We start from the raw sequence: 26,464 nt of genomic DNA on the forward strand, positions 1-26,464 counted from the left end.
AGGTGTTCGAGTATGGCCACACAAGTTCTCCGTGCCGATGTACGTCCGCCGGTGTCGCCGCGTGCCAGGGTGCTCCTCGGTCGAGCCGACGCATTCCTGTCTCGGTCCATCGGCGCTGCGGATGCTACCGAGCGATTCCTCGACTGCTACATGGCCGCTCTGCGAGGTGCTGCCGCGATCCTCGAGGTCAGTCCCGTGTCGACCTCTCGCGCACGCTCTCGCAGTGCCTGGGTTCTGCTGAGCAAGGCCGCACCCGAGTTCGACGCGTGGTCCGAGTACTTCTCCGGCTACTCGTCCATCAGGGCGGACGTGCAGGCCGGGTTGTCGCGTTCGATCGATGACGTGGAGGCCGACGCGTTCTATGCCGAGGTAGGTCGGTTTCTGCACGCCGTGGAGGATTTCATCGGTGCCGACACTCGGCTGGATCGCGCGGACGGCGCACGTCGCTCGATGACGGCGTGAGCGGGTGAAGCGTGTTTCGGCGTGTAATGCGTAACACCGCAAATCGGACTCGAGAAGTGCGTGCGTGTGTCCTGTACAGCAGTTCTTCCAACAATTTCAGGAACTCGTCGAGCGAGTAGGTGGTAAGCAGTCGATTCTGCTCGTATCATTGGACTCAGGTAGCCGCCAAGGTCAGCTTCCCGTCGTTTCACACCCGAAATGACTATCAATTTCTGTGCAGGGGGAGGTACCGTGCCACTCTCCGAGCACGAGCAGCGCATGCTCGACCAGATCGAGAGCGCTCTCTACGCCGAGGATCCCAAGTTTGCTTCTCACGTCCGTAGTGGACGTATGCGCACTGCATCGAGCAAGCGCCGCTTCCAAGCAGCAGCTTTGTTCGTGCTGGGGCTTGTTCTGCTGATCGCGGGGTTGGCTCTGCCGGTGAAACCCGGTGGATTCCCTGTGATCAGTCTCGTCGGCTTCGTCTTCATGTTCGGTGCGGGCGTCCTGTTCCTTCTCGGCGGATCCCGTAAGGGTGCTCCTGCAGCGCAAGAAGGTGCATCGGGCGAGGGTAGTTCCGGTCGGTCCTCAGGGGCTGGTGGTTCGGGACAGAAACCCAAGTCCGGACGGAAGGGCGGCGGCTTCACCTCGCGCATGGAAGATCGCTTCAGACGGCGGTTCGAACAGGAGTAGACGCGGGGACGCCCGGACCGTGATCGGCCGGGTCGAGTAGTACAAATGCAAATTCGCAACACCGGAGCGGTGCCTCACGACGTGAGGCACCGCTCCGGTGTTCCTGGTGTCAGCCAGTCGGCCTGTCGACAGCCGCGAACGCGCCGGCCCGTCGTGTGAACCCGGTCGCGAGCCCCACTACGAGGACAAGCCCTCCGGAATCGACGAATCCCCACTTTCCTCCACTTCGCCGCCGTTGTCGCCGACATTCCCCACTTCGACCCACGCTGTACGGATTTCGCCGATCCGCCGCGACTCGGGACTTCATCGACCTGCGGAAATAGGCAGTGGGTGACGGGTGCAGCGCGTGATCCTTGCGATTGCGATCCGAGTTTTCCCCACCTTCCTCCACGCGTCGTACCTGCAGGTTTGTGCCGCGTCACACAAATTCTTCGCTCGGTGGGGTTGAAGGTGGGGCAAAGTGGGGTAAAGTGGTGGACAGCGGAGAGCCCGGGCTGGGAGGTGTCGAGTGTTCCTCGGTACCTACACGCCCAAGCTCGACGAGAAGGGTCGATTGACGTTGCCGGCAAAGTTTCGCGAAGCACTCTCGGGAGGTGTGATGGTGAGCAAAGGGCAGGATCACAGCCTCGCCGTCTACACGCGCGAAGAGTTCGCCGAGCGTGTTCGCCGACTCACCGAAGCGTCCCGATCGAACCCCGTGGCACGGTCCTATATTCGTCAATTGGGCGCAGGCACCGACGAGCAGCAGGTCGATGCTCAGGGCCGCATCACGCTCAGTGCCGAGCATCGTCGGTACGCAAATCTCGGTCGAAACGTCGTCGTGAACGGATCGATCGAATTCATCGAGATCTGGAACGACGAGGCGTGGGCTCGGTACTCCAGCGAGAGCGAACAGAGCTTCTCCGACGCGTTCGACGAATCGCTCGGAGGGATCTTGTAGCTCCCTTCGATCACCGCCGAGTGCCGCGAGGCCTCTGCCCGATCAGAACCCTGACGTACTTCCCCGACGCCAGGTTTCGCAGATCAGGACCCTGACGTTCTTCCCCAACGCCAGGTTCCCTATCGGACAGGGACCTCGAGGCATTCAGCACACCATCGATCGACCAGCTCGCCGCCCGGCGGCGAGCAGAAGCAAGACCGGGAGGAATCATTGTGGCAGGCGAGGACATTTCGCCCGACCCGGATAGCGCTCCCGAGCCGTCGACACCGAAGCACGTTCCGGTTCGACTGGGTAGAGCAGACGAGCTGCTCGGTCCCGCGCTGATCGCGGCAGACGAACACGGCGGCGGAGTGATGATCGACGCCACCCTCGGACTCGGGGGGCACTCCGAACACTTTCTTCGCACGTACCCCAACATCCGGTTGATCGGACTCGATCGCGATCCGAACGCTCTCGAGCTCGCGTCGGCACGCCTGTCCGAGTTCTCGTCGCGGACGACATTCGTGCACACCACGTACGACGGAATCGCGATGGCCCTCGAGCAAGCAGGGTTGGACGAGCACGACACCGTGCACGCAATCCTGTTCGACCTCGGTGTCTCGTCGATGCAACTCGACGAGGCGGATCGTGGGTTCGCGTACTCGGTGGACGCACCGCTGGACATGCGGATGAATCCGACGACGGGCATCACTGCGGCCGACGTGCTCAACACGTACAGCCACGGCGAGATCGCGAGGGTGCTGAGCACGTACGGCGAGGAACGATTCGCCGGCCGAATCGCGTCCGCGATCGTACGACGCAGGGAGACGACACCATTCACGACCAGCGGACCGCTCGTGGAACTGCTGTACGAGTCCATTCCTGCAGCCACCCGTAGAACGGGCGGGCATCCCGCGAAGCGAACTTTTCAGGCTCTCCGTGTCGAGGTGAACGGAGAGCTCGATTCGTTGGAGAAAGCGGTACCTGCCGGGCTCGACGCGCTGGCGGTCGGCGGCCGCGTGGTGTTCATGTCGTACCAATCCCTCGAGGACCGGGTCGTCAAGAAGCATCTCGCGCCTCGCATCAAATCGAGATCGCCCGAAGGGCTCCCGGTCGAATTGCCCGGCATGGGACCGGAATTCCGGATGCTGACCCGCGGCGCCGAGCGCGCTTCGGACGAAGAAATCGAAGACAACCCGCGTTCGGCGCCCGTGCGCCTGCGTGCAGCCGAGCGAATTGCGAGGAGAGCGGCATGACCATCACCGCGGGTTCTGCAGGAACCAAGCGCACCCGTCGCACCCGGTCGTCCGATGACGGCGCACCACGGTCCGGTGCCGCGCTGCGCGCGTACGAGCGTCGACAGCAGCGCGCATCGACCCACGGTGTCGCGGTTGCGCCGAGCAGCCACGGGGCTGCGCGCGTCGGGGGGTCCGGCGCGTCGATCGCGGCGCGAATCCCGTTCGTGGCGTTGATCATCGGGTTGTTGACGCTCGGGCTCGGACTGACGTTGCTGTTGACCACGCGGTCGGCGGGGGACTCGTACGACCTCAGCGACGCGAAAGCGTACAACGAACGACTCGTGCAGGAACGGGCGTCGTTGCAGCGTGACGTCGAACTTGCCGATTCCGCACCCGAACTCGCTCGGAAGGCGGCCGAACAGGGCATGGTCCCGGCCGCGAACGCCGCACGACTCGTCGTGTCGCCGGACGGAAGCGTTCAGGTCATCGGTACGCCCGCTCCGGCCGAGGGCAAGCCCGTCGCACCGTTGGATCCACCGGCTACCGACGCCGACACGCCTCGGCTGCAGACCAGTTCGCAGCAGTCGACCAGCACGCAACCGACCGCGAGGGCTGCGTCCTCGGCTCCTCCGGCGTCGGCCGCCACGCCGAACACGTCCAATAACGCCTCGTCCGAGGCTTCCGGTGAACAATTGGTTCCCATGAGTACCCCGTCGGCCAGTCCAACGGGTAGTCCGCAGTGACGCGCCCGGGAGTGGAGCCTGCAGGAATGACCCGGATATGCGCGGGAGTGGAGCCTGCAGGAATGACCCGATGACGCGGCCGACCACCGGGGCTCCTCGTCGTCGACCGTTGCCGCACAACGCCTCTGGTGGCGCACGTCCGCGTGACGGGGCGCGCGGCCAGCGTCCGGCTCCGCGCGCCGCGGGTACGCCCCGTCCGCCGCGCCGGCCTGGGTCGGGGAAGTTCGATGCGTCGTCGTTCGGCTTCCGACACGGGCTCGGCCGCTGGTTGATGTTCGGCGTTCTCGCAGTTGTCGCGCTGCAGCTCGTGTGGATCATGGGTATCAACGGTTCGCGGCTGTCCGCGGAGGCGGCGTCGCAGCGGACCACGACACTCGTCGACCCTGCGATGCGGGGCTCGATCACCGATCGCAACGGCAAGCCCATCGCGTTCACGATGGAAGCCAAGGCGCTGACGTTTCAGCCCGTTCGGGTTCGGGGCGAACTGGACGACGCACACGCGAAGGACCCGAGCAAGCCGACGACGGACGACCGGCTCGCGGCTATTGCCGCCGGAATCCACGACGCGCTGGGCGATGTCGCGAAAGAGAAGGACATTCTGGCGAAGCTGAAGAGCAACGACACTTTCACCTACCTGGTTCGAGGGGTCGACGCCACCGTTGCGAGCAAGATCAACGACGAGTTCGAGGAAGTCGGTCTCGAACGACAGGACATTCGCGAGTACCCGGGCGGATCTCTGGCGGCCAACATCGTCGGCGCAACCGGATGGGACGGCCACGGTCTCCTGGGCTTGGAGGATGCACTCGACTCGACCCTTGCGGGTACCGACGGTTCGGAGACGTACGACCGCGGCTCGGACGGTGCCGTCATCCCGGGTAGCTGGCGAGACAAGCAGACGGCAGTCAACGGTTCGAGCGTCGAACTGACCATCGACGCCGACCTGCAGTACTACGTCCAGCAGCAGGTCCAGCTCGCGAAGGACCTGTCGGGGGCGAAGAATGCATCGGCGTTCGTGCAGGACGCGCACACCGGCGAGGTGCTCGCGATGTCCAACGACAACACGTTCAATCCCGGAATCGGCGTCGGCAACAACGACCGCAACAAGGAGATGGGCAACCTGGCCGTCTCCACACCGTTCGAGCCGGGGTCGGTGAACAAGATCATCACGGCCGCAGCCGCGATCGAGTACGGACTCACCACCCCCGACGAAGTGCTGCAGGTACCAGGCAACATCTTCATGTCCGGGGTATCGGTCAAGGATGCGTGGGACCACGGCGTCGTTCCCTACACCTCGACCGGCGTGTTCGGTAAGTCGTCGAACGTCGGAACACTGATGCTCGCGCAACGAGTCGGCGAGGACCGTTTCGCGGACATGCTGGCGCGATTCGGACTGGGCCAGCGCAGCAATGTCGGTCTACCCGGCGAGAGTGCGGGCAGCGTGCCCAGCCGCGACCAGTGGTCGGGCGGTACGTTCGCCAATCTTCCCATCGGACAGGGTTTGTCGATGACCCTGCTGCAGATGACGGCGATGTACCAGGCGATCGCCAACGACGGGATGCGGATTCCGCCGCGCATCGTCAGGTCCACGATCGGTCCCGACGGCACGAAGACCGAGACCGAACGTCCCGAGGGCACGTACGTCGTCAGCCCGCAGACCGCGGCGACCGTGCGCGACATGTTCCGCTCGGTGACGCAGGACGACACCGGAAATCAGCGAGGAACCGGCGTCGCAGCAGGGGTCGAGGGCTACCAGATCAGCGGCAAGACGGGTACCGCGCAGCAGGTCGATCCCGACTGCGGCTGCTACTCCAACTCGAGTTACTGGATCACGTTCGCGGGTATCGCTCCCGCGGACGATCCTCGGTACGTGATCGGAATCATGCTCGACGCTCCGACTCGCAGCGCCGACGGCTCGGGCGGTCAATCGGCTGCGCCGCTGTTCCACAACATCGCGAGCTGGATGCTGCAGCGCGACAGCGTCCCGATGTCCTCGGAGGGACGCAGGTTGGTGCTGCAGGCCGACTAGACCCGTTTCGCGAAGAACGTCCTGGTCGGGTCACGATCCAGCATCGACGGCACGTCCCGTTTCACGTCGAAGACGGACTCGCCGGTAACCTGACTCGTCGGCCGAGTCCGGATACGGACGCTGTCTCGCTCGGCCGTATCAGGTGAGATTCTCGGTCGCCGCGACCACCTCACAGCCCGAGCAGAAAGGAGCACAGTGCCCGTGCCAGCACCAGGGTCGGCTCCGTCCGACACTCGCCCTTCTCGGCCGCCGCAGACGTCGCTCGACGACATCGCCGCCGCATCGGGCGCCTCGGAAGTCGCGTCGGCCTCGTCGACGCGCCGAGCTGTCACCGGCGTCGACCTTCGCGCCCAGGACATTCGGGACGGAGACCTGTTCGCCGCGCTTCCGGGATCGTCCGTGCACGGCGCGACATTCGTCGCCGACGCGCTCGAGCGCGGCGCGGCAGCGGTGCTCACCGATCCGGCAGGCCTGGACATCGTGCGTCGGACGTTCACCGAGATACCGGTACCGGTCCTCGTGCACGACGCGCCTCGCGCGGTACTCGGCGCCGTCTCCGCGCTCGTCTACGGCAACCCGTCGGAACACATGACGGTCATCGGTATCACCGGCACGTCGGGCAAGACCACCACGTCGTACCTTCTCGAGGCGGCACTGACCGCGGCAGGGAAGGTCACCGGACTGATCGGCACCATCGAGACCAAGATCGCCGGATCTCGCGTGCCCAGTGCGCTGACCACGCCCGAGGCCCCGCGGTTGCACGCACTGTTCGCCGTCATGCGCGAGCAGGGCATCGACACCGTCGTCATGGAGGTGTCCAGTCACGCGTTGTCCCTCGGACGCGTCGACGGCACCGTGTTCTCCGTCGGGGCGTTCACGAACCTCTCCCAGGACCACCTGGACTTCCACGACTCGCTGGAGGACTACTTCCAGGCCAAGGCGCGGTTGTTCGCCGCCGATTCGTCCGTCCACACCCGGTCCGCCGCGGTCTGTGTCGACGACGTCTGGGGCAAGCGAATGGCCGAGATCGCCACGTCTGCAGGCTCGGCTGTGGTCACCGCCTCGGTCGGCGCCGAGTCCGACTGGACCGTCGCCGACGCCGCGACGAACGACGACGGATCGCAGAGCTTCACCGTCGTCGATCCGTCCGGTGAACGGCACCCGGCGTCGATTCGCCTGCCGGGGCGGTACAACGTCGCCAACGCCGTTCTCGCCGCCGCGGTGTGCGCGGCCGCCGGGGTCGACGTCGACCGCGCGATCGCGGGCATGGCCGCCGTCGACGTGCCGGGACGAGTGCAGCGCATCGAACGCGGACAGGACTTCCTCGCCGTCGTCGACTACGCACACAAGCCGGCCGCGGTCGAAGCCGTCATCGAGACGCTGCGAGCGCAGAGCCGCGGACGTATCGCAGTGGTTCTCGGCGCAGGAGGCGATCGAGACACGGGCAAACGCGCTCTCATGGGTGCCGCCGGCGCTCGAGGCGCGGATCTGCTGGTGGTCACCGACGACAACCCACGCTCGGAGGACCCGGCCGCGATACGTGAGGCCGTCGCGTCCGGGGCGCTGGCCGTCGACGCGCACGTACGCGGCGAGGTTCGCAACGTCGGTGGTCGCGCCGACGCGATCGCCGAAGCCGTGCAGTGGGCGCAGGCAGGCGACGTGGTGCTCGTCGCGGGCAAGGGCCACGAGACCGGACAAGAGGTCGCGGGCGTCAAGCATCCGTTCGACGACAGGCAGGTCCTCGCCGACGCCATCGACCGCAGGATCCACGCAGAATCCGGAGTGACATCGTGATTTCCCTGACGTTGCAGCAGATCGCCGACGTGGTCGGCGGAACCCTGCACGACGTGCCCGACCCGAACCTCGTGGTCGACGGCACAGTCGAGTTCGACTCGCGGAAAGTGACGGCCGGGGGCTTGTTCCTCGCGCTGCCCGGCGCCCGCGTCGACGGACACGATCACGCCGCGGCGGCGATCGACGCAGGTGCCGTCGCGGTTCTGGCTGCACGCCCCGTCGGCGTACCTGCGATCGTCGTCGAGCCGACGCCGCACGACGGCCGGGCCATGGCCCTCGAACACGATCACGACGGTTCGGGCGCTGCCGTGCTGGCGGCATTGGCGACGCTCGCACGCGCGTCGGTGATGGAGCTGACCGCGAAGACCGGGCTGACTGTCGTGGGCGTGACCGGGTCGTCGGGGAAGACGTCGACGAAGGACCTGTTGGCGTCGGTGCTGGCGCCACTGGGGTCGGTCGTCGCACCGCCGGGGTCCTTCAACAACGAACTGGGTCATCCGTGGACCGCTCTGCGCGCCGACGAGCAGACCAAGTTCCTCGCGCTGGAACTGTCGGCGCGCGGGGTAGGCCACGTCGCGTCGCTGGCACGTACCGCGCCGCCGCGCATCGGCGTCGTTCTCAATGTCGGAACCGCGCATCTCGGCGAGTTCGGATCGCGCCAGAACATCGCGCTGGCCAAAGGCGAACTGGTCGAGGCGCTTCCGAGCGCAGCCGATGGGGGAGTCGCGGTTCTGAACGCCGACGACACACTCGTGCTCGAGATGCAGTCGCGCACCCGGGCTCGCGTCGTGACCGTCGGCCTCTCGTCGGACGCCGACATCCGCGCAACGAATGTCCGGCTCGACGCCGACGCGCGGGCGCGCTTCACTCTCGTGACAGCGGACGGGGAGATCGACATCGCACTCGCCGTCCACGGAGAGCATCAGATCGGCAACGCGTTGTCCGCTGCCGCCGTCGCTCTCGAATGCGGTGCAACCCTCGAGCAGATCTCGACGGCTCTGTCCGGTGCGGCAGCCGCGTCGGTGCGTCGCATGGACGTGCGCACCCGAGCTGACGGCGTCACCGTCGTCAACGATTCCTACAATGCCAACCCGGACTCGATGCGTGCCGCGCTCAAGGCGCTCGTGTCGATGTCGCGGTCCGACGACGGTCCGCGCAGGCGCACGTGGGCCGTGCTCGGCGAAATGGCCGAACTCGGGCAAGAATCGATCATCGAGCACGATGCGATCGGGCGACTCGCCGTACGGCTGGACGTCAGCCGGTTGATCATCGTGGAGTCCGGACGGTCGACGAGGGCCATGCATCAAGGTGCCGTGATGGAGGGTTCGTGGGGCGAGGAGTCCATGCTCGTGCCCGACGACGCGTCGGCCATCGAGGTGTTGCGGTCCGAGGTGGCACCGGGCGACGTCGTCCTGGTGAAGGCGTCGCAATCCGTGGGCCTGTGGACGGTCGCCGACGCGCTTCTGTCGGACGGGGTCCAGCAGTGACGATGCAGCAGTGAAGACGGTCAGTGAGCGGGACGGGGAGAGACAGACGATGACACCGGAGGCAACGCAGTGAGACAGATCCTCTTCGCCGGAGGCATTGCGCTCGCTGTGGCGATCCTGCTGACGCCAGTGCTGATCAAGGCGTTCTCCAGGCAAGGTTTCGGCCAGGAGATCCGGGTCGAGGGCCCGGCGAGTCATCAGTCCAAGCGTGGCACCCCGACGATGGGCGGCATGGCCATCCTGGCCGGCCTCTGGGCGGGCTACTGGGGTTCACACCTCATCGGCATCGCATACGACGCCGACGGCCCGTCGGCGTCGGCACTTCTCGTGCTGGGGTTGACCACGGTCCTCGGGCTCGTCGGCTTTCTCGACGACTTCATCAAGATTCGCAAGCGTCGCAACCTCGGCTTGAACAAGACGGCCAAGCTCGTCGGCCAGCTGTTCGCCGCGGTCATCTTCGGCATTCTCGCGTTGCAGTTCCGCGGTCCGAACGGCCTCACCCCTGGCAGCACACAGTTGTCGTACGTCCGCGACATCGCGACGGTCAGCATGGGTTCCGTCGTCTTCATCCTGTTCTGCTACCTGCTGGTCAGCGCGTGGTCGAACGCAGTGAACCTGACCGACGGCCTCGACGGCCTCGCCGCGGGATCGATGACACTCGTACTCGGTGCGTACACCGTCATCACGTTCTGGCAGTACCGTCAGGCATGCTCCACCAGCCCCGGCCCGGGCTGCTACGACGTGCGCGACCCGTTGGACCTGGCGCTGATCTGCGCGTCCGCGGCAGGCGCGTGCATCGGGTTCCTGTGGTGGAACGCCGCCCCGGCCAAGATCTTCATGGGTGACACCGGCTCGCTCGCCCTCGGCGGTCTGCTCGCCGGACTGTCCATCGTGACGCGCACCGAACTCATCATGGTCGTCATCGGTGCTCTGTTCGTCGCCGAGGCTGCATCGGTTCTGATCCAGATAGCCGTCTTCCGATCGAGTAGGCGACGCGTGTTCCGGATGGCCCCGATCCACCATCACTTCGAACTCGGGGGATGGGCGGAGACCACGGTCATCATCCGGTTCTGGCTGCTGGCGGCGATCTCCTCGGCGGTCGGTCTCGCGTTGTTCTACAGCGAATATCTCGCGGCAGTCGGAGGGTAGGGCCCAGTGACGCAGAAGTGGAGCCCGCAGGAAAGACCAGGGAGACAGGCAAGACTTCGCGCGCTCGACGACGAGGATCTGACGCGACTGCGCGGGCGCACCGTGCTCGTGGCGGGCGCACGCGTCTCCGGGCTTGCGACGGTTCCGCCGCTGCAGGATCTCGGTGCTCACGTCCTGGTCACCGACTCCGACGCCGGCGCTGTCGCGAAAGCGGAAGCACTCGGTGTCCGAGGAATACTGCAGGACGATCTGTTGGCGAACCCGGCATCGTTCGACGACATCGCCCTCGTCGTCACGAGCCCGGGACTGCGCGTCGACTCGCCGGTGCTCGCCGCGGCCGCTGGTCGCGGCATTCCGATCTGGGGTGACATCGAGCTGTCGTGGCGCATCGACAGGGCCGGGCTGTACGGACCGCCGACGCAGTGGCTCGTCGTCACCGGCACGAACGGGAAGACGACCACGACGTCGATGGTGGCGTCGATCCTGGAGTCGGCAGGGATCGAGAGTGCGGCGTGCGGCAACATCGGCCTCCCGGTGCTCGACGCGTTGCGTCGGGATCCGCACCCGGGCGCGCTGGCCGTCGAGCTGTCGTCGTTCCAGCTCTTCTGGGCACCGTCGGTGCGTCCGGAGGCGGGCGTGGTGCTGAACATCGCCGAGGATCATCTGGATTGGCACGGCGGTATGGACGGCTACGTTCGCGCGAAGGCGGGCGCGTTGACGGGGCGCGTCGCCGTGGTGGGCCTCGACGACGCGCGCGCCGCGTCACTGGCCTCGGATTCACCCGCCGAACGGGTCGTCGGATTTCGCCTGGGTGAGCCGTCGGTCGGCGAGCTGGGCGTCGTGGGTTCCGATCTCGTCGATCGTGCGTTCGCCGAGCACACGTCGTTGATCTCGGTCGACGACGTGCATCCTGCGGGACCCGCGGGCGTCATGGATGCGCTCGCTGCGGCTGCAGTGACGCGGGCGATCGGCATTGCGCCCGACACGGTTGCGGACGGGCTGCGTTCGTATCAGGTCGGGCCGCATCGCAACGCGGTCGTACGAACCGTTGCGGGCGTGACGTTCGTCGACGACTCGAAGGCCACCAACCCGCATGCCGCGCGGTCGTCGCTGCTCGCGTACGACCGCATCGTCTGGATCGCCGGAGGGTTGCTCAAGGGTGCGGCGGTCGACGAATTGGTTGTCGAAGTAGCTCCGAGGCTTGCCGCGGCGCTCGTCATGGGCCGTGATGGGACGCAGATCGCAGAGGCTGTGGCGCGACACGCGCCGGATGTTCCCGTCGTGACGTTCTCGACGGGAGACGATGCTGATGTGACTCGTGTGGCTGAAGATGCTGATGTAGTGATGCAGGCCGTCGTGCGCGAAGCCGCTCGCCGAGCCGAACCCGGAGACACCGTCCTCCTCGCGCCTGCTGCGGCGTCTCTCGACATGTTCGTCGACTACGGGCATCGCGGTCGCAGTTTCGCCGATGCGGCCTCGGCGCTCACCGACTCCGACGTGGTCGACGGCGGCGAGCAGTCATGAGCACCGGCACCCCGCGCGCCGGAGCACGCGCCAGGGTCGGAGTGTGGCTCGGACGGCCTCTCGCGTCGTTCCACCTGATCGTCACGGTCGCGGCGCTGCTGACGCTGCTCGGCCTGGTGATGGTGTTGTCGTCGTCGGCCGCGGAGGCGTATGCAGCCGACGGGTCGGCGTACTCGCTGTTCACCCAGCAGCTGATCGGTGTGGGTCTCGGCGTCGTCGCGTTCTACATCGCACTGCGAATGTCCGTGCGCTTCCTGCGCAAGATCTCGTTCCCGGTGTTCTGCCTGTCGATCGTGCTGCTGATGATGGTCCTCATACCGGGCATCGGATCCGAGGGAGCGGACGGCGCGCGCCGGTGGTTCAACGTCGCGGGCGTCTCGTTCCAGCCGTCGGAGCTCGCGAAGGTCGCGCTCGTGCTCTGGGGCGCGCACATCCTGGCATCCCGGCGCAGTGAGCACGCGAGCCTGAAGTCGCTGTTGATCCCGTTGGTTCCGGCAGCGCTGCTGATGGCCGGGCTCATCGTGCTCCAGCCCAACCTCAGTACGGCGATCGCGGTCGGCATCATCCTCGTGTCGCTGTTGTGGTACGCCGGTCTCAATGCGCGCCTGTTCGCGATCATCCTGGGCGGCGGTCTGGCCGCGGCGACCGTGCTCGCGTTCACGGCAGGCTACCGATCGAACCGCATCAAGGCGTGGCTCAATCCCGGTGACGATCCCCAGGGCCTCGGATATCAGTCGAACCAGGCCAAGTTCTCGCTCGCGGACGGCGGACCTTTCGGTGTGGGTCTCGGGCAGAGTCGCGCCAAGTGGAGCTACCTCCCGAACGCGCACAACGACTTCATCTTCGCGATCATCGGCGAAGAACTCGGTTTCATCGGATGCATGGCCGTCCTCGGATTGTTCGCGCTGTTCGTCTTCACGGGCCTGCGCATCGCGATGCGGTCGGTCGATCCATTCCTTCGACTGCTGGCTGCCGGGTCCACCACCTGGATCTTCGCGCAGGCGATGATCAACATCGGATACGTCGTCGGTCTGCTTCCGGTGACCGGTCTGCAGTTGCCGCTCGTGTCGTACGGCGGTTCGTCGACGGCGATCACGTTGTTGATGTTCGGCATCATCGCGAACGCCGCGCGGCACGAGCCCGAGGCGATCGCAGCGCTGCACGCGGGCCACGACAGCCGACTCGACCGCGTCCTGCGTCTGCCGATGCCGTCGTCGTTCTCGCCGATGCGCGCGGCAGCCGCACGGTCGAAGTCGACGCGGCCTGCCCTCGACGGTCGTGCGCGCCGCTCGCTCGAGCAGCGCGCCGGGGACGCCAGACGTCCCGTGCGCGCCGACGCAGGTGTTCGTGCTGGTAGGGGCGGTCGGGTGCCGTCCGGCGGACGCCAGCCCGAACCGAGTCGGCGGTCTGCACGGCAACCCGGGATGCAACGCCGACATCCGGATGGGCGAGGATACGGACGGTGAACGTACGTACGAGTCCGAAGTCCGTCGTCCTCGCGGGAGGGGGAACCGCGGGTCACATCGAGCCGGCGATGGCCGTCGCCGATGCGCTGCGCGAGCTCGACCCCGATGTCCGTATCACCGCGCTCGGCACATCTCGCGGCCTCGAGACCACGCTCGTTCCGGCGCGCGGCTATCGACTCGAACTGATTCCGCCGGTCCCGCTTCCGCGTAAACCGACGGTGGACCTGCTGAAGCTGCCCGGGCGCGTCGTCGCATCGGTCCGACGAACGCGGAAGGCGCTGAGGGATGCCGACGCCGACGTGCTCGTCGGATTCGGGGGATACGTGGCATTGCCTGCGTACCTGGCGGCACGCGGTGGTCTCGGCAAGCGTCGTTCCGTACCGATCGTCGTGCACGAGGCGAATGCGAGCGCAGGTATAGCGAACAAGGTCGGAGCCCGGCTCGCGACGCGTGTCCTTGCGGCCGTGCCCGGATCCGGTGTCTCGATGCGCGGCGCCCAGGATGCCGAGATCGTCGGCATCCCGGTGCGGCCGACCATCACCGGGTTGGACCGTGTCGCGTCCCGTGCCGCGGCGCGTGAGCACTTCGGTCTTCCCGCCGAGGGGCCGGTGCTGCTGGTGTTCGGCGGATCGCAGGGTGCCAGGTCGCTCAATCAGGCGGTGTCCGGGGCCGCGTCGGCACTCGCCGACGCGAAGGTGTCGGTTCTGCACGCACACGGCCCGAAGAACACCGTCGACGTCGGACCCACCGACCCCAGCGCGCCGTACGTGGCGGTGCCGTACGTCGATCGGATGGATCTGGCGTACGCCGCAGCCGATCTCGCCGTCTGCCGCTCGGGCGCGATGACCGTCGCCGAGGTGTCCGCGACCGGACTGCCCGCGGTGTACGTTCCACTGCCACACGGAAACGGTGAGCAGGAGCTGAACGCGCGGCCCGTCGTCGACGCCGGTGGAGGATTGTTGGTGACCGACGCGCAGATGAACGAGAATTTCGTGGCGACGGAGATCGTCGGCCTGATCACCGATCCCGAGCGGCTCGCGTCCATGGCGCGAAACGCGGCCGGGGCAGGCCACCGCGACGCGGCGGCGACCGTCGCGAAGATCGTGCTCGACGTCGCGTCGGCACACGAGAACGGCGCGCTCGCGACGTGAAGACCGAAGGGGACGTGATGACCGAAGGGACGGACATGTCCGAGCTTCCCGCAGAGCTCGAGCGGGTACACATGGTCGGCATCGGCGGCGCCGGTATGTCCGGCATCGCCCGTATTCTGCTGGCCCGCGGCGGACAGGTGTCCGGCTCGGACGCCAAGGAGAGCCGGGGCGTACTCGCGCTGCGTGCCCGCGGCGCCGAAGTGCGGATCGGGCACGACGCGTCGGCGCTCGACATCCTGCCCGGCGGACCCACCGTCGTCGTCACGACGCACGCCGCCATTCCCAAGACCAATCCAGAGCTCGTCGAGGCGCGCAAGCGCGGAATCCCGGTCGTGCTGCGCCCGGCCGTGCTGTCGTCGTTGATGGAGGGCTACCGCACCCTGCTGGTGTCCGGCACGCACGGCAAGACGTCGACGACGTCGATGCTGGTCGTCGCGCTGCAGCACTGCGGCTTCGATCCGTCGTTCGCGGTCGGCGGCGAGCTCAACGAAGCCGGAACCAACGCGCATCACGGCAGCGGAGACGTGTTCGTCGCCGAAGCCGACGAGAGCGACGGGTCGCTGCTGCAGTATTCGCCGAACGTCGTCATCGTCACCAACATCGAGGCCGATCACCTCGATTACTTCGGCACCGCCGAGAAGTACGTCCAGGTGTTCGACGACTTCGTCGCCAGGCTCGACGAGGGCGGCGTCCTCGTGGCATGCATGGACGATCCGGGCTCGGCTGCGCTCGCCAAGCGAGTGCACGCCCGCGCGCTTCCCGGCGTTCGGGTTCTCGGGTACGGATCCGAGGACGTCGACGCGGGGGATGTCGAGATGGCCGTCCGGCTGCTCGGCTGGGAGCCCGAGGACGCGGGTGGCGTCGCGCAGTTGCTCGTCGCGGGGGAGGACAAGCCGCGCACGCTGCGACTGGGCGTGCCCGGACGGCACACGGCGTCGAACGCGTTGGGTGCATTCACCGCCGGATTGCAGGTCGGTGCGGACATCGACGACCTTCTCGCGGGCCTCGCCGGCTTCGGAGGCGTGCACCGACGGTTCCAGATTCGCGGTCGCGAGCACGGCATCCGGGTGTTCGACGACTATGCGCATCACCCCACCGAAGTTCGAGCGGTGCTCACCGCAGCGCAGCAGCTGGTGGCCAGCGCGGCAGGGGAGAACGGCGAGCGCGGACGTGTCGTCGTGGTGTTCCAGCCGCATCTCTACTCGCGGACCGAGACGTTCGCGTCGGAGTTCGGCGCCGCGCTCAGTCTCGCCGACGAGGTCGTCGTGCTCGATGTCTACGGTGCCCGCGAGGAACCGCTGCCCGGTGTCACCGGAGCCTTGGTCGCCGCCGCGGTCACCACGCCGGTGAACTATCAGCCGGATCTGTCGCTCGTCGCGAAGCAGGTCGCCGGGCTGGCCGCGCCGGGCGACGTCGTCCTCACGATGGGTGCGGGTGACGTCACCATGCTGGCCGGGCCGATACTCGACGCGTTGCGTTCGAAGACCGACTTTCGAACTGGGCAACGCCAGGCATCGGAGTGAATGCTCGCTCGGGGCGGTCCGAACGACCGCCCGGCACCGACGCGAACCGACGCGATCGGCGTCGAGCACGGTCGCGCAATTCCGAAGATGTCGCAGCCGATCCGTCACCCGAGGCGCTCGACCGCGAACGCCGACGTGCCGCGCGCGAGGAAGAACGCCGGCGGGTCAAGCGATCTCGTCGACGCGGGCTCCTGATCGCGTCGGCGGTCGTCGCCGTGATCGTCGCGGGCGTGATCGCCGTCTACTTCACCCCGTTGTTGACGGTGCGGTCGATCGAGGTCGACGGGAACTCGTCCGTCTCGACCGAGGAAATCGTCGGCGATTTGGCGATTCCGCTGGGGGAACGCCTCGTTCACGTCGACACGGGTGCCGCGGCGCAACGCGTCGCGGGAATTCCCGCGCTGGCGTCGGCCCGTGTGCAACGCATGTACCCATCGACGGTGCGCGTCACCGTCGTCGAGCGCGTTGCGGTGGTGTTCGTCGACCAACCGGACGGCACACACCTTCTCGATTCCGACGGCGTCGACTTCGCGGTCGCACCGCCGCCGCCGGGGACGGTGCGTCTGGTCACCGACACTCCCGGCGTCGACGATCCGGCAACGGAAAGCGCTCTGGCAGTGCTCGATTCGCTTCCGGAATCGTTGCGCGGCATGGTCGGGGAGGTGCGCGCGTCGTCGATCTCGGACGTGTCGATGCTGCTGCTCGACGGACGAACGCTGGTGTGGGGCAACCGAGACAATGCCGAGCGGAAATCCGCTGTGGCTCTTGCTCTCATGTCGCAGCCCGGACAGATACTGGACGTCTCGAGTCCGGACCTTCCGACGACCAAGTAGATTGTCCTTACATCGGTCCGAATCCCACGCGACACACGAATCACAATTTCTTCGGTGTCGCTCGGCGCGCCTAACGGCGGATGGTGGCACCGATGCATAGCGTTCCCTCCAGTCGAATACTTGACATAACACTGAGCCTGTGGTTGAGGTTGAGGGTTTCCGTCGAGACTTCGGCACCAGCAGAACTACGGACCACACAGCAATCAGCTTCATCAGTCAATACGGAAGGCGAGAGCCCATGACGCCCCCGCACAACTACCTCGCCGTAATCAAGGTCGTCGGCATCGGCGGCGGCGGCGTTAACGCGGTCAACCGCATGATCGAACAGGGACTCAAGGGAGTCGAGTTCATCGCGGTGAACACCGACGCGCAAGCGCTGCTGATGAGCGACGCCGACGTCAAGCTCGATGTCGGTCGCGAACTCACGCGCGGACTCGGCGCAGGTGCCGACCCCGAGGTCGGTCGCAAGGCTGCCGACGACCACAAGGACGAGATCGAAGAGGTACTCAAGGGTGCCGACATGGTGTTCGTCACGGCCGGTGAGGGTGGTGGAACCGGAACCGGTGGCGCCCCCGTCGTCGCGAACATCGCACGCAAGCTCGGTGCACTGACCGTCGGCGTCGTGACGCGTCCGTTCTCGTTCGAGGGCAAGCGACGCGGCGGCCAGGCCGACTCGGGCATCCAGCAGCTCCGCGAGTCCTGCGACACGCTCATCGTCATTCCGAACGACCGTCTGCTCCAGCTCGGCGACGCGGCCGTCAGCCTGATGGACGCGTTCCGCAGCGCCGACGAGGTGCTCCTCAACGGCGTGCAGGGCATCACGGACCTCATCACCACCCCGGGTCTGATCAACGTCGACTTCGCCGACGTCAAGGGCGTGATGTCCGGTGCAGGCAGCGCGTTGATGGGTATCGGGTCGTCCCGCGGCGAAGGTCGCGCCATCAAGGCTGCCGAGGCTGCGATCAATTCACCGCTGCTCGAAGCGTCGATGGAAGGTGCTCGCGGGGTGCTGCTGTCGATCGCGGGTGGATCCGACCTCGGTCTGTTCGAGATCAACGAAGCTGCCTCGCTCGTTCAGGAAGCAGCCCACATCGACGCCAACATCATCTTCGGCACCGTCATCGACGACTCGCTCGGCGACGAGGTGCGCGTCACCGTCATAGCGGCCGGGTTCGACGGCGGTACGCCGACGCGTCGTCCCGTCGAGGCAGCTCCCGCGTCGGGACGCGGCCCCATCGGGTCGGCTCGATCGGGCGAGGTGTCCTCGCGTGGGCAGGAGTCGACCGAGTCGGGTGCGGTGTTCCGTGACCCCGTCGGCGCTCCGACGAGCAGCAACCTTCCGCCGCTGTCGACGTCCGGCCCCGGTTCGAGCCAGCCGCCGAGCCGTGACTCGGGACGTCGCGTTCCCGTCTCCGACGACGACGGTGACGACGACGTCGACGTACCCTCGTTCATGCGTCGCTGACACGAGCGAACGCGCGCACGAGAGGAACGAGAACACTGAGTTTCAAGGTACGTCGAGTGTCCACCACACGTGCCGGAGGTGTCTCGGCGCCTCCGTTCGACAGTTTCAACCTCGGCGACCACGTCGGCGACGAGCCGTCGGCCGTGGCCGCCAATCGTGAGCGTCTCGGTCGCGAGCTCGGGCTCGGCTCGGATCGTCTCGTCTGGATGGAGCAGGTGCACGGGCGAACGGTCGCCGTCGTCGACGAGTCGACGGTGGGGCCGGTCCCGGTCACCGATGCTCTCGTGACGACGACCCCCGACCTCGGTCTGGTCGTGCTGACCGCCGACTGCGTCCCGGTTCTCCTGTCCGACGAGGAGGCGGGTGTCGTCGCGGCGGTGCACGCAGGCCGAGTGGGGGCCAGGATCGGCATCATTCCCCGCGTTCTCGATGTCATGGTCGAGCAGGGCGCCGAACTGTCGCGTATCGGCGCGTTCCTCGGCCCCGCGGCCAGCGGCAGGCAGTACGAAGTGCCCGCGCACATGCAAGCCGACGTCGAGAAACACCTGCCCGGCAGTGCGACGACCACCGTGCGCAAGACGCCGGGTCTCGACATTCGGGCCGGGATCCGCAAGCAACTGCTCGACGCCGGTGTGTCCGGTGTCGCGGTCGATCCTCGGTGCACGATCGAGGACCGGACCCTCTTCAGCCACCGTCGTGAAGCACCGACCGGCAGGTTGGCCAGTGTGGTCTGGATGGACACGTCCGCGGGCGAGCAGGCGTCGTGACTCCCGAGGCAGGCCGCGTCCAGGAGATCGAGGCGGCGTTGACCGCCGTCCGCGAGCGTCTTCACGCTGCATGCGAGGCCGCCGGGCGCCACGACGACGTCATGCTGCTGCCGGTGACGAAGTTCTTCCCGGCGAGCGACGTCGAGATCCTGTACCGACTCGGATGCCGCGAGTTCGGAGAGTCACGGGAGCAGGAAGCGACGGCGAAGGCGGCGGAGCTGCACGAGACATTCGCAGACGCTCCCGCTGAGTGGCACATGATCGGTCACCTTCAACGCAACAAAGCCAGAGCCGTAGCCCGCTGGGCGCATTCCATACATTCGGTCGACAGCGACCGACTCGTGGACGCGCTGCAGAAGGCGGTGCGACGGGCGCACGACGACGGCGACCGTACGACGCCGCTGAACGTGCTGATTCAGGTGAGTCTCGACGGCGACGTGCACCGAGGTGGTGTCGAACGCGCGGACCTCGCAGCGCTCGCCGACCACGTCGCATCGCGACACGACCTGTCGTTCGCGGGACTGATGGCCGTCCCGCCGCTCGGCGCAGACCCCGATGCTGCGTTCGCCGACCTCGCGCAGCTGCATCGCGACATCCTCGCCGACCACCCCGGTGCGACACAGTTGTCTGCCGGCATGACGTCCGATCTCGAGTCCGCTGTTCGACATGGATCAACTTGCGTGCGTGTCGGAACCGCAATACTCGGTTCTCGGCCGATAGCCTCGCCAGTACAGACCACGGATCACTCCAGTCACAACTGACACACGGATTGACCACACTGACCGGAGTGGAGCCAGCGGAATGACCAGACTCAGCGGAAGGCACGATCGATGAGCACCCTGCACAAGTTCAAGGCGTACTTCGGCATGGTTCCTCTCGCGGACTACGAGGACGACTACCTGGACGAGCCCGATACGCATCGGGGCTCGCGCGGCCGCGACCCGTACGCCGACGGCGATCGTGGTGACCGCGAGTTCGCGAAGCCGAGCTTCAGCTCGCGTCGCCCGTCGCGTGCGGAGCTCGACGACATCGACGACGAGTACGACGACTACGAGGCCCCGCGTCAGGCACCGACGTTGGCGCCGATCGGCGGTCGGTCCTCGCGACCGACGTCGGTCGGTCGAGGCGCCGCGACGAGAGGCAACCTGGCAGTGGACACGCGAATGGACGTACGCGCGGAGACGCGTCGCAGCCCGGTCGTCGACGACCAGAGCGCTCTGTCGAAGATCACCACGCTGCGTCCCCGCGATTACAGCGAGGCCAGGACGATCGGTGAGCGTTTCCGTGACGGCACTCCCGTCATCATGGACCTGGTCGAGATGAGCAACGCCGACGCCAAGCGTCTCGTGGACTTCGCGGCGGGCCTTGCGTTCGCTCTCCGCGGATCGTTCGACAAGGTGGCGACGAAGGTGTTCCTTCTGTCGCCTGCGGACATCGACGTGTCGCCGCAGGAGCGACGTCGAATCGCCGAGACCGGCTTCTACAGCCAGCAGTGACCGTATTTTCGAGGTGAAATACCCGGCGGTTCGATCGAGCGTTTCAGGTCTCTGACCTGCTCGCTTTGATCGAACCGCTTTTTTCGGGCAGAGTATGAGCTGTGGCCTTGTTCGCGGTTCTCTACTTCGTTCTGTTCATATTCTGGCTTCTGCTGATCGGCCGCATTATCGTCGAATTCATCAGGACGTTCGCGCGTGATTGGCGCCCGTCGGGAATTGTGGTGGTATTGCTCGAGGCGATATTCACGGTGACCGATCCGCCGGTCAAGCTGCTTCGCCGTCTGATACCGCCGGTGAACCTGGGTGGGGTTCGTCTCGACTTGTCGATCATGGTTTTGTTGTTCGGGGTATTCATCCTGATGACGGTCGTACGGAGTTTGGGGTCGTAGCAGTCGATACTTCGGTGAAAGACTTCGGGGCGCGCGCGACCTGCGCAAACCGATGTGACAGAATGGACGCCAGTTACAGTTTGTTTGTTCCGGACCGTGTGGAATGGGATATAACTGAATGCTTGCTCTACCGCCTCAAGACGCGTGAAGGGATCCTTCCATGCCGCTGACTCCAGCTGATGTGCACAACGTCGCGTTCAGCAAGCCGCCGATCGGTAAGCGCGGCTACAACGAAGACGAGGTGGACGCCTTCCTCGATCTCGTCGAGCAAGAGTTGTCGCGACTCATCGAAGAGAACGCAGACCTGCGCCAGCGGGTAGGTGAACTCGATCAGGAACTGTCCGACGCCAAGAGCAACGCTCGCCAAAGCGGTGGCTCCTCGCAGCAGCCTGCTCCGGTTCAAAAGGCCCCCGAGCCTCAGCGCCCGGTCGAGCCGCCGAAGCCTGCGCCCGTCGTGGCGCCCACCCCTGCTCCCGCACCTGCGGCAGCTCAGAGCGGTGGAGACTCGAACATGCAGGCCGCGAAGATTCTCGGCCTCGCGCAGGAGATGGCTGACCGCCTGACGAGCGACGCGAAGACCGAGTCCGAGCAGTTGCTGGGTAACGCTCGTACCAACGCCGAGCGTCTCGTCACCGACGCGCGCACGCGGTCCGAGGCGATGGTGTCCGATGCACGTCAGAAGTCGGAGTCGTTGCTGTCCGACGCTCAGACGCGTTCCGAGACGCAGCTCCGGCAGGCCAAGGAGAAGGCCGATGCCCTCCAGGCCGATGCAGAGCGCAAGCACACCGAGATCATGGCGACGATCAACGAGCAGCGCTCGGTCCTCGAAGGCCGCATCGAGCAGCTCAAGACGTTCGAGCGTGAATACCGTGTTCGCCTGAAGTCCTACCTCGAGTCGCAGCTCGAAGAGCTCGAGAACCGCTCGTCCGCTCTTCCTGTCGACAACGGCCAGGACAGCTTCAACCAGGACAATCAGTCGTCCGGGTACAGCCAGTCGTACGCCAAGGGGAACAACTGAGGTTGCTCGCCTGAACGCGTCGTGTGTCACGGCCGACCCCGGGTCTGAACAACGCCGAGAGGCGCATCGGGAGCGGGGTGGGTCGTGCTGGTACTGACGCTGTGTGCGGCCGCGGTCGGATTCGCGTTGCTGGTCATCGCGTTGATGACCGGCTCGGTCCTGTGGGCGTGGGGTTGCATCGTGGTGTGTGTCCTCGGTGCGGTTCTGCTTCTCGCCGGTGCGTTGATCGGGAGGAAGACCCCGCCCGATCGGTAGTGCAACACCGACGGGGATCCGGTTTGCATCCGTCGTTACAATCGTTGTCAGGCGTCGATCCGGCTATCACCGGGGAGCCTTCGGAAGAACGGCGGGACCACGCGTCTTGCTCAGTAGAACCGAACGGGTCGGCCCGTCACAGCCGTTACGGAAAGTGGCTCGGAGAATCGTCTGACGATCTTCGTGCAAACGGGGTGGTACCGCGGTATCGGCGTCCACACGCCGACGTCGTCCCCGTGCCGAATCTTTGTTCCGCTCCACGCGAGCGGTTGGCACGGAGGAGTGACCACCATGACCGACGTCGAGTCCTCGTCGCGCGAGTCGTATCCGCTCGTCGACTACGCCGGCAGCAAGGCCGGTAGCGTCTCGTTCCCCGAACTCGAGCAGAAGGTTCTCGAGGCGTGGGCCGCCGACGGCACGTTCCGAGCGAGCGTCGAGAACCGCGCGGACGCCGAGGAGTTCGTCTTCTACGACGGCCCTCCCTTTGCCAACGGCCTTCCTCACTACGGGCACCTGCTGACCGGTTACGTCAAGGACCTCGTACCGCGCTTCCAGACGATGCGAGGCAAGAAGGTCGAGCGTCGATTCGGCTGGGACTGCCACGGACTGCCTGCCGAGCTGGAAGCAGAGAAGCAGCTCGGCATCAAGGACAAGTCCGAGATCGACGAGATGGGTCTCGCCAAGTTCAACGACTACTGCAAGCAGTCGGTGCTGCGGTACACCGACGAGTGGCGTGACTACGTCACCCGGCAGGCGCGGTGGGTCGACTTCGACAACGACTACAAGACCCTGGACACGGACTTCATGGAGTCCGTCATGTGGGCGTTCAAGACCCTGTACGACAAAGGCCTGATCTATCAGGGCTACCGCGTGCTCCCGTACAGCTGGTACGAGCAGACGCCGTTGTCCAACCAGGAAACCCGCCTCGACGACGCCTACAAGATGCGTCAGGATCCGGCCGTCACCGTCACGATGCCACTGTCCGCGCCGGACTCGGTGCTGGACGGCGCGAACGCGCTCATCTGGACGACGACGCCGTGGACGTTGCCGTCCAACCTCGCGATCGCAGTTCATCCCGAGGTGCGCTACGTGCAGGTCCGCGGAAGCGACGGCGAACGCTACGTGCTCGCGGCGGAACGCGTCGCACACTATGCGCGTGAACTCGGCGACGAGCCGGAGGTGCTGTCCGAGCACGTCGGAGCCGATCTCGTCGGACTGACGTACGCGCCGCCGTTCGACTTCTTCCTCGGGCACCCGAATTCCCATCGGGTCCTCGACGCGGAGTACGTCACCACCGATTCCGGTACCGGAATCGTCCACCTCGCACCGGCTTTCGGTGAAGAGGACATGGATGTCGCGACAGCCAACGGCATCGAGGTCGTGCAACCGCTCGACCCGGGTGGCAAGTTCACCTCGCTCGTACCGCCGTACGAGGGCCTGATGGTGTTCGACGCCAACCCGGTCATCATCAAGGACCTCAAGGCGTCGGGACGGCTGCTGCGGCACGAGACCATCGAGCACTCCTACCCGCACTCGTGGCGGTCGGGTCAGCCGCTCATCTACATGGCGGTCCCGTCGTGGTTCGTCGCGGTGACGAAGTTCCGCGACCGCATGGTCGAGCTGAACCAGCAGATCACCTGGGTTCCCGAGCACATCCGCGACGGCCAGTTCGGCAAGTGGCTCGAAGGCGCTCGAGACTGGAACATCAGCCGAAACCGCTACTGGGGCAGCCCGATTCCGGTGTGGACGTCGGACGATCCCGAGTACCCGCGCATCGACGTCTACGGCAGTCTCGACGATCTGGAGCGAGACTTCGGCGTGCGGCCGGACGATCTGCACCGTCCGTACATCGACGACCTGACGCGTCCGAACCCGGACGATCCGACGGGCAAGTCGACGATGCGTCGTGTTCCCGAGGTACTGGACTGCTGGTTCGAATCCGGGTCGATGCCGTACGCGCAGGTGCACTTTCCGTTCGAGAACGAAGACTGGTTCCACACGCACAACCCCGGCGACTTCATCGTCGAGTACAACGGTCAGACGCGCGGCTGGTTCTACACGCTGCACGTGCTGGCGACGGCATTGTTCGATCGTCCCGCGTTCAAGACCGTTGCGGCACACGGCATCGTGCTGGGCGACGACGGACTGAAGATGAGCAAGTCCAAGGGCAACTACCCCGACGTGAAGGAGGTGTTCGACCGGGACGGCAGCGATGCGATGCGCTGGTTCCTGATGTCGTCGCCGATCCTGCGCGGCGGCAACCTGATCGTCACCGAGCAGGGCATCCGTGAGGGTGTGCGCCAGGCGTTGCTGCCGATCTGGAACGCGTGGAGCTTCCTGCAGTTGTATGCGGGCAAGCCGGGCACGTGGCGTACCGATTCGCCGCACGTCCTGGACCGGTACGTGCTCGCGAAACTGTCGGCGACACGGGACGCCATCACCGATGCTCTCGAGGTCGACGACATCGCCGGTGCTTGCGACGAACTGCGTACGTTCTGCGACGCACTCACCAATTGGTATGTGCGACGGTCGCGTTCGAGGTTCTGGAGCGAGGACTCCGACGCGATCGACACGTTGCACACGGTGCTCGAGGTGCTCACACGCCTTGCGGCGCCGCTGCTTCCGCTGATCAGCGAAGTGGTGTGGCGCGGTCTCACGGGTGGTCGATCGGTGCACCTCGCGGACTGGCCGGCGCAGCTGGATCTGCCGTCGGACCCCGAGCTGGTGAGCTCGATGGACGAGGTGCGGTCGGTCTGCTCTACTGTGCTCGGTCTGCGCAAGGCGCAGAACCTGCGGGTGCGGTTGCCGCTGCCCGAGGTCACGGTTGCCGCCGAGGACGCCGAGCGTCTGCGTCCCTACGCCGACATCATCGCGGACGAGGTGAACGTCAAGAAGGTCGATCTCACCGACGACGTCGCGGTGCACGGCAAGTTCGAGCTCGTCGTGAACGCGCGCGCCGCAGGCCCGCGCATCGGCAAGGACGTGCAGAAGGTCATCAAGGCGGTCAAGGCGGGGGAGTGGTCCGAGGACGAGAGCGGCACCGTCAGTGCCGCCGGAATCGAGCTGCTGCCGACCGAGTACACCCGCAAACTGGTTGCCGCCGAACCGGATTCGACGGCCGCGCTGCCGGGCAACGCCGGTCTCGTGGTACTCGACTCGCAGGTGACGGCCGAGCTCGAAGCCGAAGGCTGGGCCAAGGACCGCATCCGTGAACTGCAGGATGCGCGTCGCAGCCTCGGTCTCGACGTGTCGGATCGAATCGAGATCGTCGCGTCGGTTCCGGCCGACCGGCAGCAGTGGTTCGACACGCACCGCGATCTGATCGCCGGTGAGGTCCTCGCGCTGTCGATCGTCGACGGCGATCCCGGTGCCGACGGCGTCGACCTGGGTGAGAGTGTGCGTGTTCGTATCACACGAGCGCAGTGACGATCGAGGAGTCGGTGGAGGGCATCGTCCGTCGGGTGTTGTCCTCCGCGCGTGACGGTGTCGTGCCGATCGTCGCCGTCGGTGATCCGGTCCTCCGGGTTCCGGCGTCGGCGTACACCGGTCAGTTGGAAGCGCGCACCCTGGGGCGTGTGATCGACGTGATGCGCGAGACGATGCGCGATGCACCGGGCGTGGGACTGGCTGCTCCGCAGATCGGCGTGCCGTTACGCATCGCCGTGATCGAGGACGAGTACGACGTCGCACCCGAGGTTGCCGCGGTGCGCGAACGGACGCCGGTGCCGTTTCGCGTGGTGGTGAACCCGACGTACGCCGAGATCGGGCCTGCGCGCCGTTCTTTCTACGAGGGGTGTCTGAGCGTTCCGGGATATCAGGCGGTCGTGTCGCGGGCAGCCGACGTTCGCCTCGAATGCACCGACCACGACGGGCGGGAGGTGGTCGAGACGCTGCACGGCTGGCCGGCGCGCATCGTCGCGCACGAGACCGACCACCTCGACGGCGTCGTCTACCTGGACAAAGCCGTCACGCGGTCGATCGCCGCCACCGACGTGTACGTCGACCGATGGGCGGACGCGTCGCCGCATCGGGCCGCCGACGCGTTGGGTTTCGCGCTCGACGAATGATCACCTGTCGGAAGTCCGGG

The 26,464-nt window shown here is 66.3% G+C and carries 23 protein-coding genes; all 23 read left to right on the top strand.

Annotation, left to right across the window (positions count from 1 at the left end; genetic code table 11):
• The first annotated feature begins 12 nt into the window (after window positions 1–12).
• The 23 genes from DK926_RS11910 (at window position 13) to DK926_RS12015 (ending at window position 26,444) form a co-directional block, all read left to right on the top strand.
• Window positions 13–462 (top strand): SAV_6107 family HEPN domain-containing protein, encoded by a 450-nt coding sequence (locus DK926_RS11910; RefSeq protein ID WP_114330569.1) that lies wholly within the window; start codon window positions 13–15, stop codon window positions 460–462.
• A gap of 231 nt (window positions 463–693) precedes the next feature.
• Window positions 694–1,134 (top strand): DUF3040 domain-containing protein, encoded by a 441-nt coding sequence (locus tag DK926_RS11915; RefSeq protein ID WP_068420670.1) that lies wholly within the window; start codon window positions 694–696, stop codon window positions 1,132–1,134.
• Between the two features lie 508 nt (window positions 1,135–1,642).
• The gene (gene mraZ / locus DK926_RS11920) at window positions 1,643–2,074 is read left to right on the top strand and encodes a division/cell wall cluster transcriptional repressor MraZ (RefSeq protein WP_068420672.1); all 432 of its coding nucleotides are present in this window, start codon (window positions 1,643–1,645) and stop codon (window positions 2,072–2,074) included.
• 227 nt (window positions 2,075–2,301) lie between these two features.
• Window positions 2,302–3,309, top strand: a complete 1,008-nt coding sequence (gene rsmH / locus DK926_RS11925) for a 16S rRNA (cytosine(1402)-N(4))-methyltransferase RsmH (protein WP_174551338.1) — start codon at window positions 2,302–2,304, stop codon at window positions 3,307–3,309.
• Entirely contained in the window at window positions 3,306–4,034 is a 729-nt protein-coding gene (locus DK926_RS11930) for a hypothetical protein (RefSeq protein WP_243636763.1), read from the top strand. Before rsmH ends, DK926_RS11930 begins: the two co-directional genes overlap by 4 nt.
• 70 nt (window positions 4,035–4,104) lie before the next feature.
• Window positions 4,105–6,060 (top strand): penicillin-binding protein 2, encoded by a 1,956-nt coding sequence (locus DK926_RS11935; RefSeq protein ID WP_165839561.1) that lies wholly within the window; start codon window positions 4,105–4,107, stop codon window positions 6,058–6,060.
• Window positions 6,061–6,255: 195 nt separating this feature from the next.
• On the top strand, window positions 6,256–7,854 hold the full coding sequence (locus DK926_RS11940; protein ID WP_114330571.1) for a UDP-N-acetylmuramoyl-L-alanyl-D-glutamate--2,6-diaminopimelate ligase: 1,599 nt from the start codon (window positions 6,256–6,258) through the stop codon (window positions 7,852–7,854).
• A complete protein-coding gene (gene murF, locus DK926_RS11945) occupies window positions 7,851–9,341 on the top strand; it encodes a UDP-N-acetylmuramoyl-tripeptide--D-alanyl-D-alanine ligase (RefSeq protein WP_114330572.1) in 1,491 nt (496 codons plus the stop codon). Before DK926_RS11940 ends, murF begins: the two co-directional genes overlap by 4 nt.
• 69 nt (window positions 9,342–9,410) lie before the next feature.
• On the top strand, window positions 9,411–10,490 hold the full coding sequence (gene mraY / locus DK926_RS11950; RefSeq protein ID WP_068420681.1) for a phospho-N-acetylmuramoyl-pentapeptide-transferase: 1,080 nt from the start codon (window positions 9,411–9,413) through the stop codon (window positions 10,488–10,490).
• A gap of 87 nt (window positions 10,491–10,577) precedes the next feature.
• Window positions 10,578–12,014, top strand: a complete 1,437-nt coding sequence (gene murD, locus DK926_RS11955) for a UDP-N-acetylmuramoyl-L-alanine--D-glutamate ligase (protein WP_114330670.1) — start codon at window positions 10,578–10,580, stop codon at window positions 12,012–12,014.
• Entirely contained in the window at window positions 12,011–13,480 is a 1,470-nt protein-coding gene (ftsW, locus tag DK926_RS11960) for a putative lipid II flippase FtsW (RefSeq protein WP_243636764.1), read from the top strand. The genes murD and ftsW overlap by 4 nt, the downstream gene beginning before the upstream one ends.
• On the top strand, window positions 13,477–14,631 hold the full coding sequence (gene murG, locus DK926_RS11965) for an undecaprenyldiphospho-muramoylpentapeptide beta-N-acetylglucosaminyltransferase (protein WP_114330573.1): 1,155 nt from the start codon (window positions 13,477–13,479) through the stop codon (window positions 14,629–14,631). Before ftsW ends, murG begins: the two co-directional genes overlap by 4 nt.
• A 35-nt stretch (window positions 14,632–14,666) precedes the next feature.
• Window positions 14,667–16,154: a UDP-N-acetylmuramate--L-alanine ligase gene (gene murC, locus DK926_RS11970; RefSeq protein WP_114330671.1), complete on the top strand. Its 1,488-nt coding sequence runs from the start codon at window positions 14,667–14,669 to the stop codon at window positions 16,152–16,154.
• Window positions 16,151–16,987, top strand: a complete 837-nt coding sequence (locus tag DK926_RS11975) for an FtsQ-type POTRA domain-containing protein (protein WP_243636765.1) — start codon at window positions 16,151–16,153, stop codon at window positions 16,985–16,987. Before murC ends, DK926_RS11975 begins: the two co-directional genes overlap by 4 nt.
• A 238-nt stretch (window positions 16,988–17,225) precedes the next feature.
• Entirely contained in the window at window positions 17,226–18,452 is a 1,227-nt protein-coding gene (gene ftsZ / locus DK926_RS11980; protein ID WP_068420685.1) for a cell division protein FtsZ, read from the top strand.
• Window positions 18,453–18,487: 35 nt separating this feature from the next.
• Entirely contained in the window at window positions 18,488–19,219 is a 732-nt protein-coding gene (pgeF, locus tag DK926_RS11985) for a peptidoglycan editing factor PgeF (RefSeq protein WP_068420687.1), read from the top strand.
• A complete protein-coding gene (locus DK926_RS11990) occupies window positions 19,216–19,980 on the top strand; it encodes a YggS family pyridoxal phosphate-dependent enzyme (protein WP_114330574.1) in 765 nt (254 codons plus the stop codon). The genes pgeF and DK926_RS11990 overlap by 4 nt, the downstream gene beginning before the upstream one ends.
• A 69-nt stretch (window positions 19,981–20,049) precedes the next feature.
• A complete protein-coding gene (locus tag DK926_RS11995; RefSeq protein WP_114330575.1) occupies window positions 20,050–20,715 on the top strand; it encodes a cell division protein SepF in 666 nt (221 codons plus the stop codon).
• Between the two features lie 101 nt (window positions 20,716–20,816).
• Window positions 20,817–21,104, top strand: coding sequence for a YggT family protein (locus tag DK926_RS12000; protein WP_068420693.1), 288 nt, complete (start codon window positions 20,817–20,819; stop codon window positions 21,102–21,104).
• A 160-nt stretch (window positions 21,105–21,264) separates the two neighbouring features.
• Window positions 21,265–22,122: a DivIVA domain-containing protein gene (locus DK926_RS12005; protein WP_114330576.1), complete on the top strand. Its 858-nt coding sequence runs from the start codon at window positions 21,265–21,267 to the stop codon at window positions 22,120–22,122.
• 84 nt (window positions 22,123–22,206) lie between these two features.
• The gene (locus tag DK926_RS26645; protein ID WP_165839562.1) at window positions 22,207–22,377 is read left to right on the top strand and encodes a hypothetical protein; all 171 of its coding nucleotides are present in this window, start codon (window positions 22,207–22,209) and stop codon (window positions 22,375–22,377) included.
• A gap of 291 nt (window positions 22,378–22,668) precedes the next feature.
• Complete coding sequence (gene ileS / locus DK926_RS12010) at window positions 22,669–25,803, top strand: isoleucine--tRNA ligase (protein ID WP_114330673.1); 3,135 nt, start codon at window positions 22,669–22,671, stop codon at window positions 25,801–25,803.
• Window positions 25,800–26,444: a peptide deformylase gene (locus tag DK926_RS12015; protein WP_114330577.1), complete on the top strand. Its 645-nt coding sequence runs from the start codon at window positions 25,800–25,802 to the stop codon at window positions 26,442–26,444. The genes ileS and DK926_RS12015 overlap by 4 nt, the downstream gene beginning before the upstream one ends.
• Window positions 26,445–26,464 lie beyond the last annotated feature (20 nt).

The sequence above is a fragment of the Rhodococcus sp. Eu-32 genome, assembly GCF_003336925.1.
Lineage (GTDB): Bacteria > Actinomycetota > Actinomycetes > Mycobacteriales > Mycobacteriaceae > Rhodococcoides > Rhodococcoides kyotonensis_B.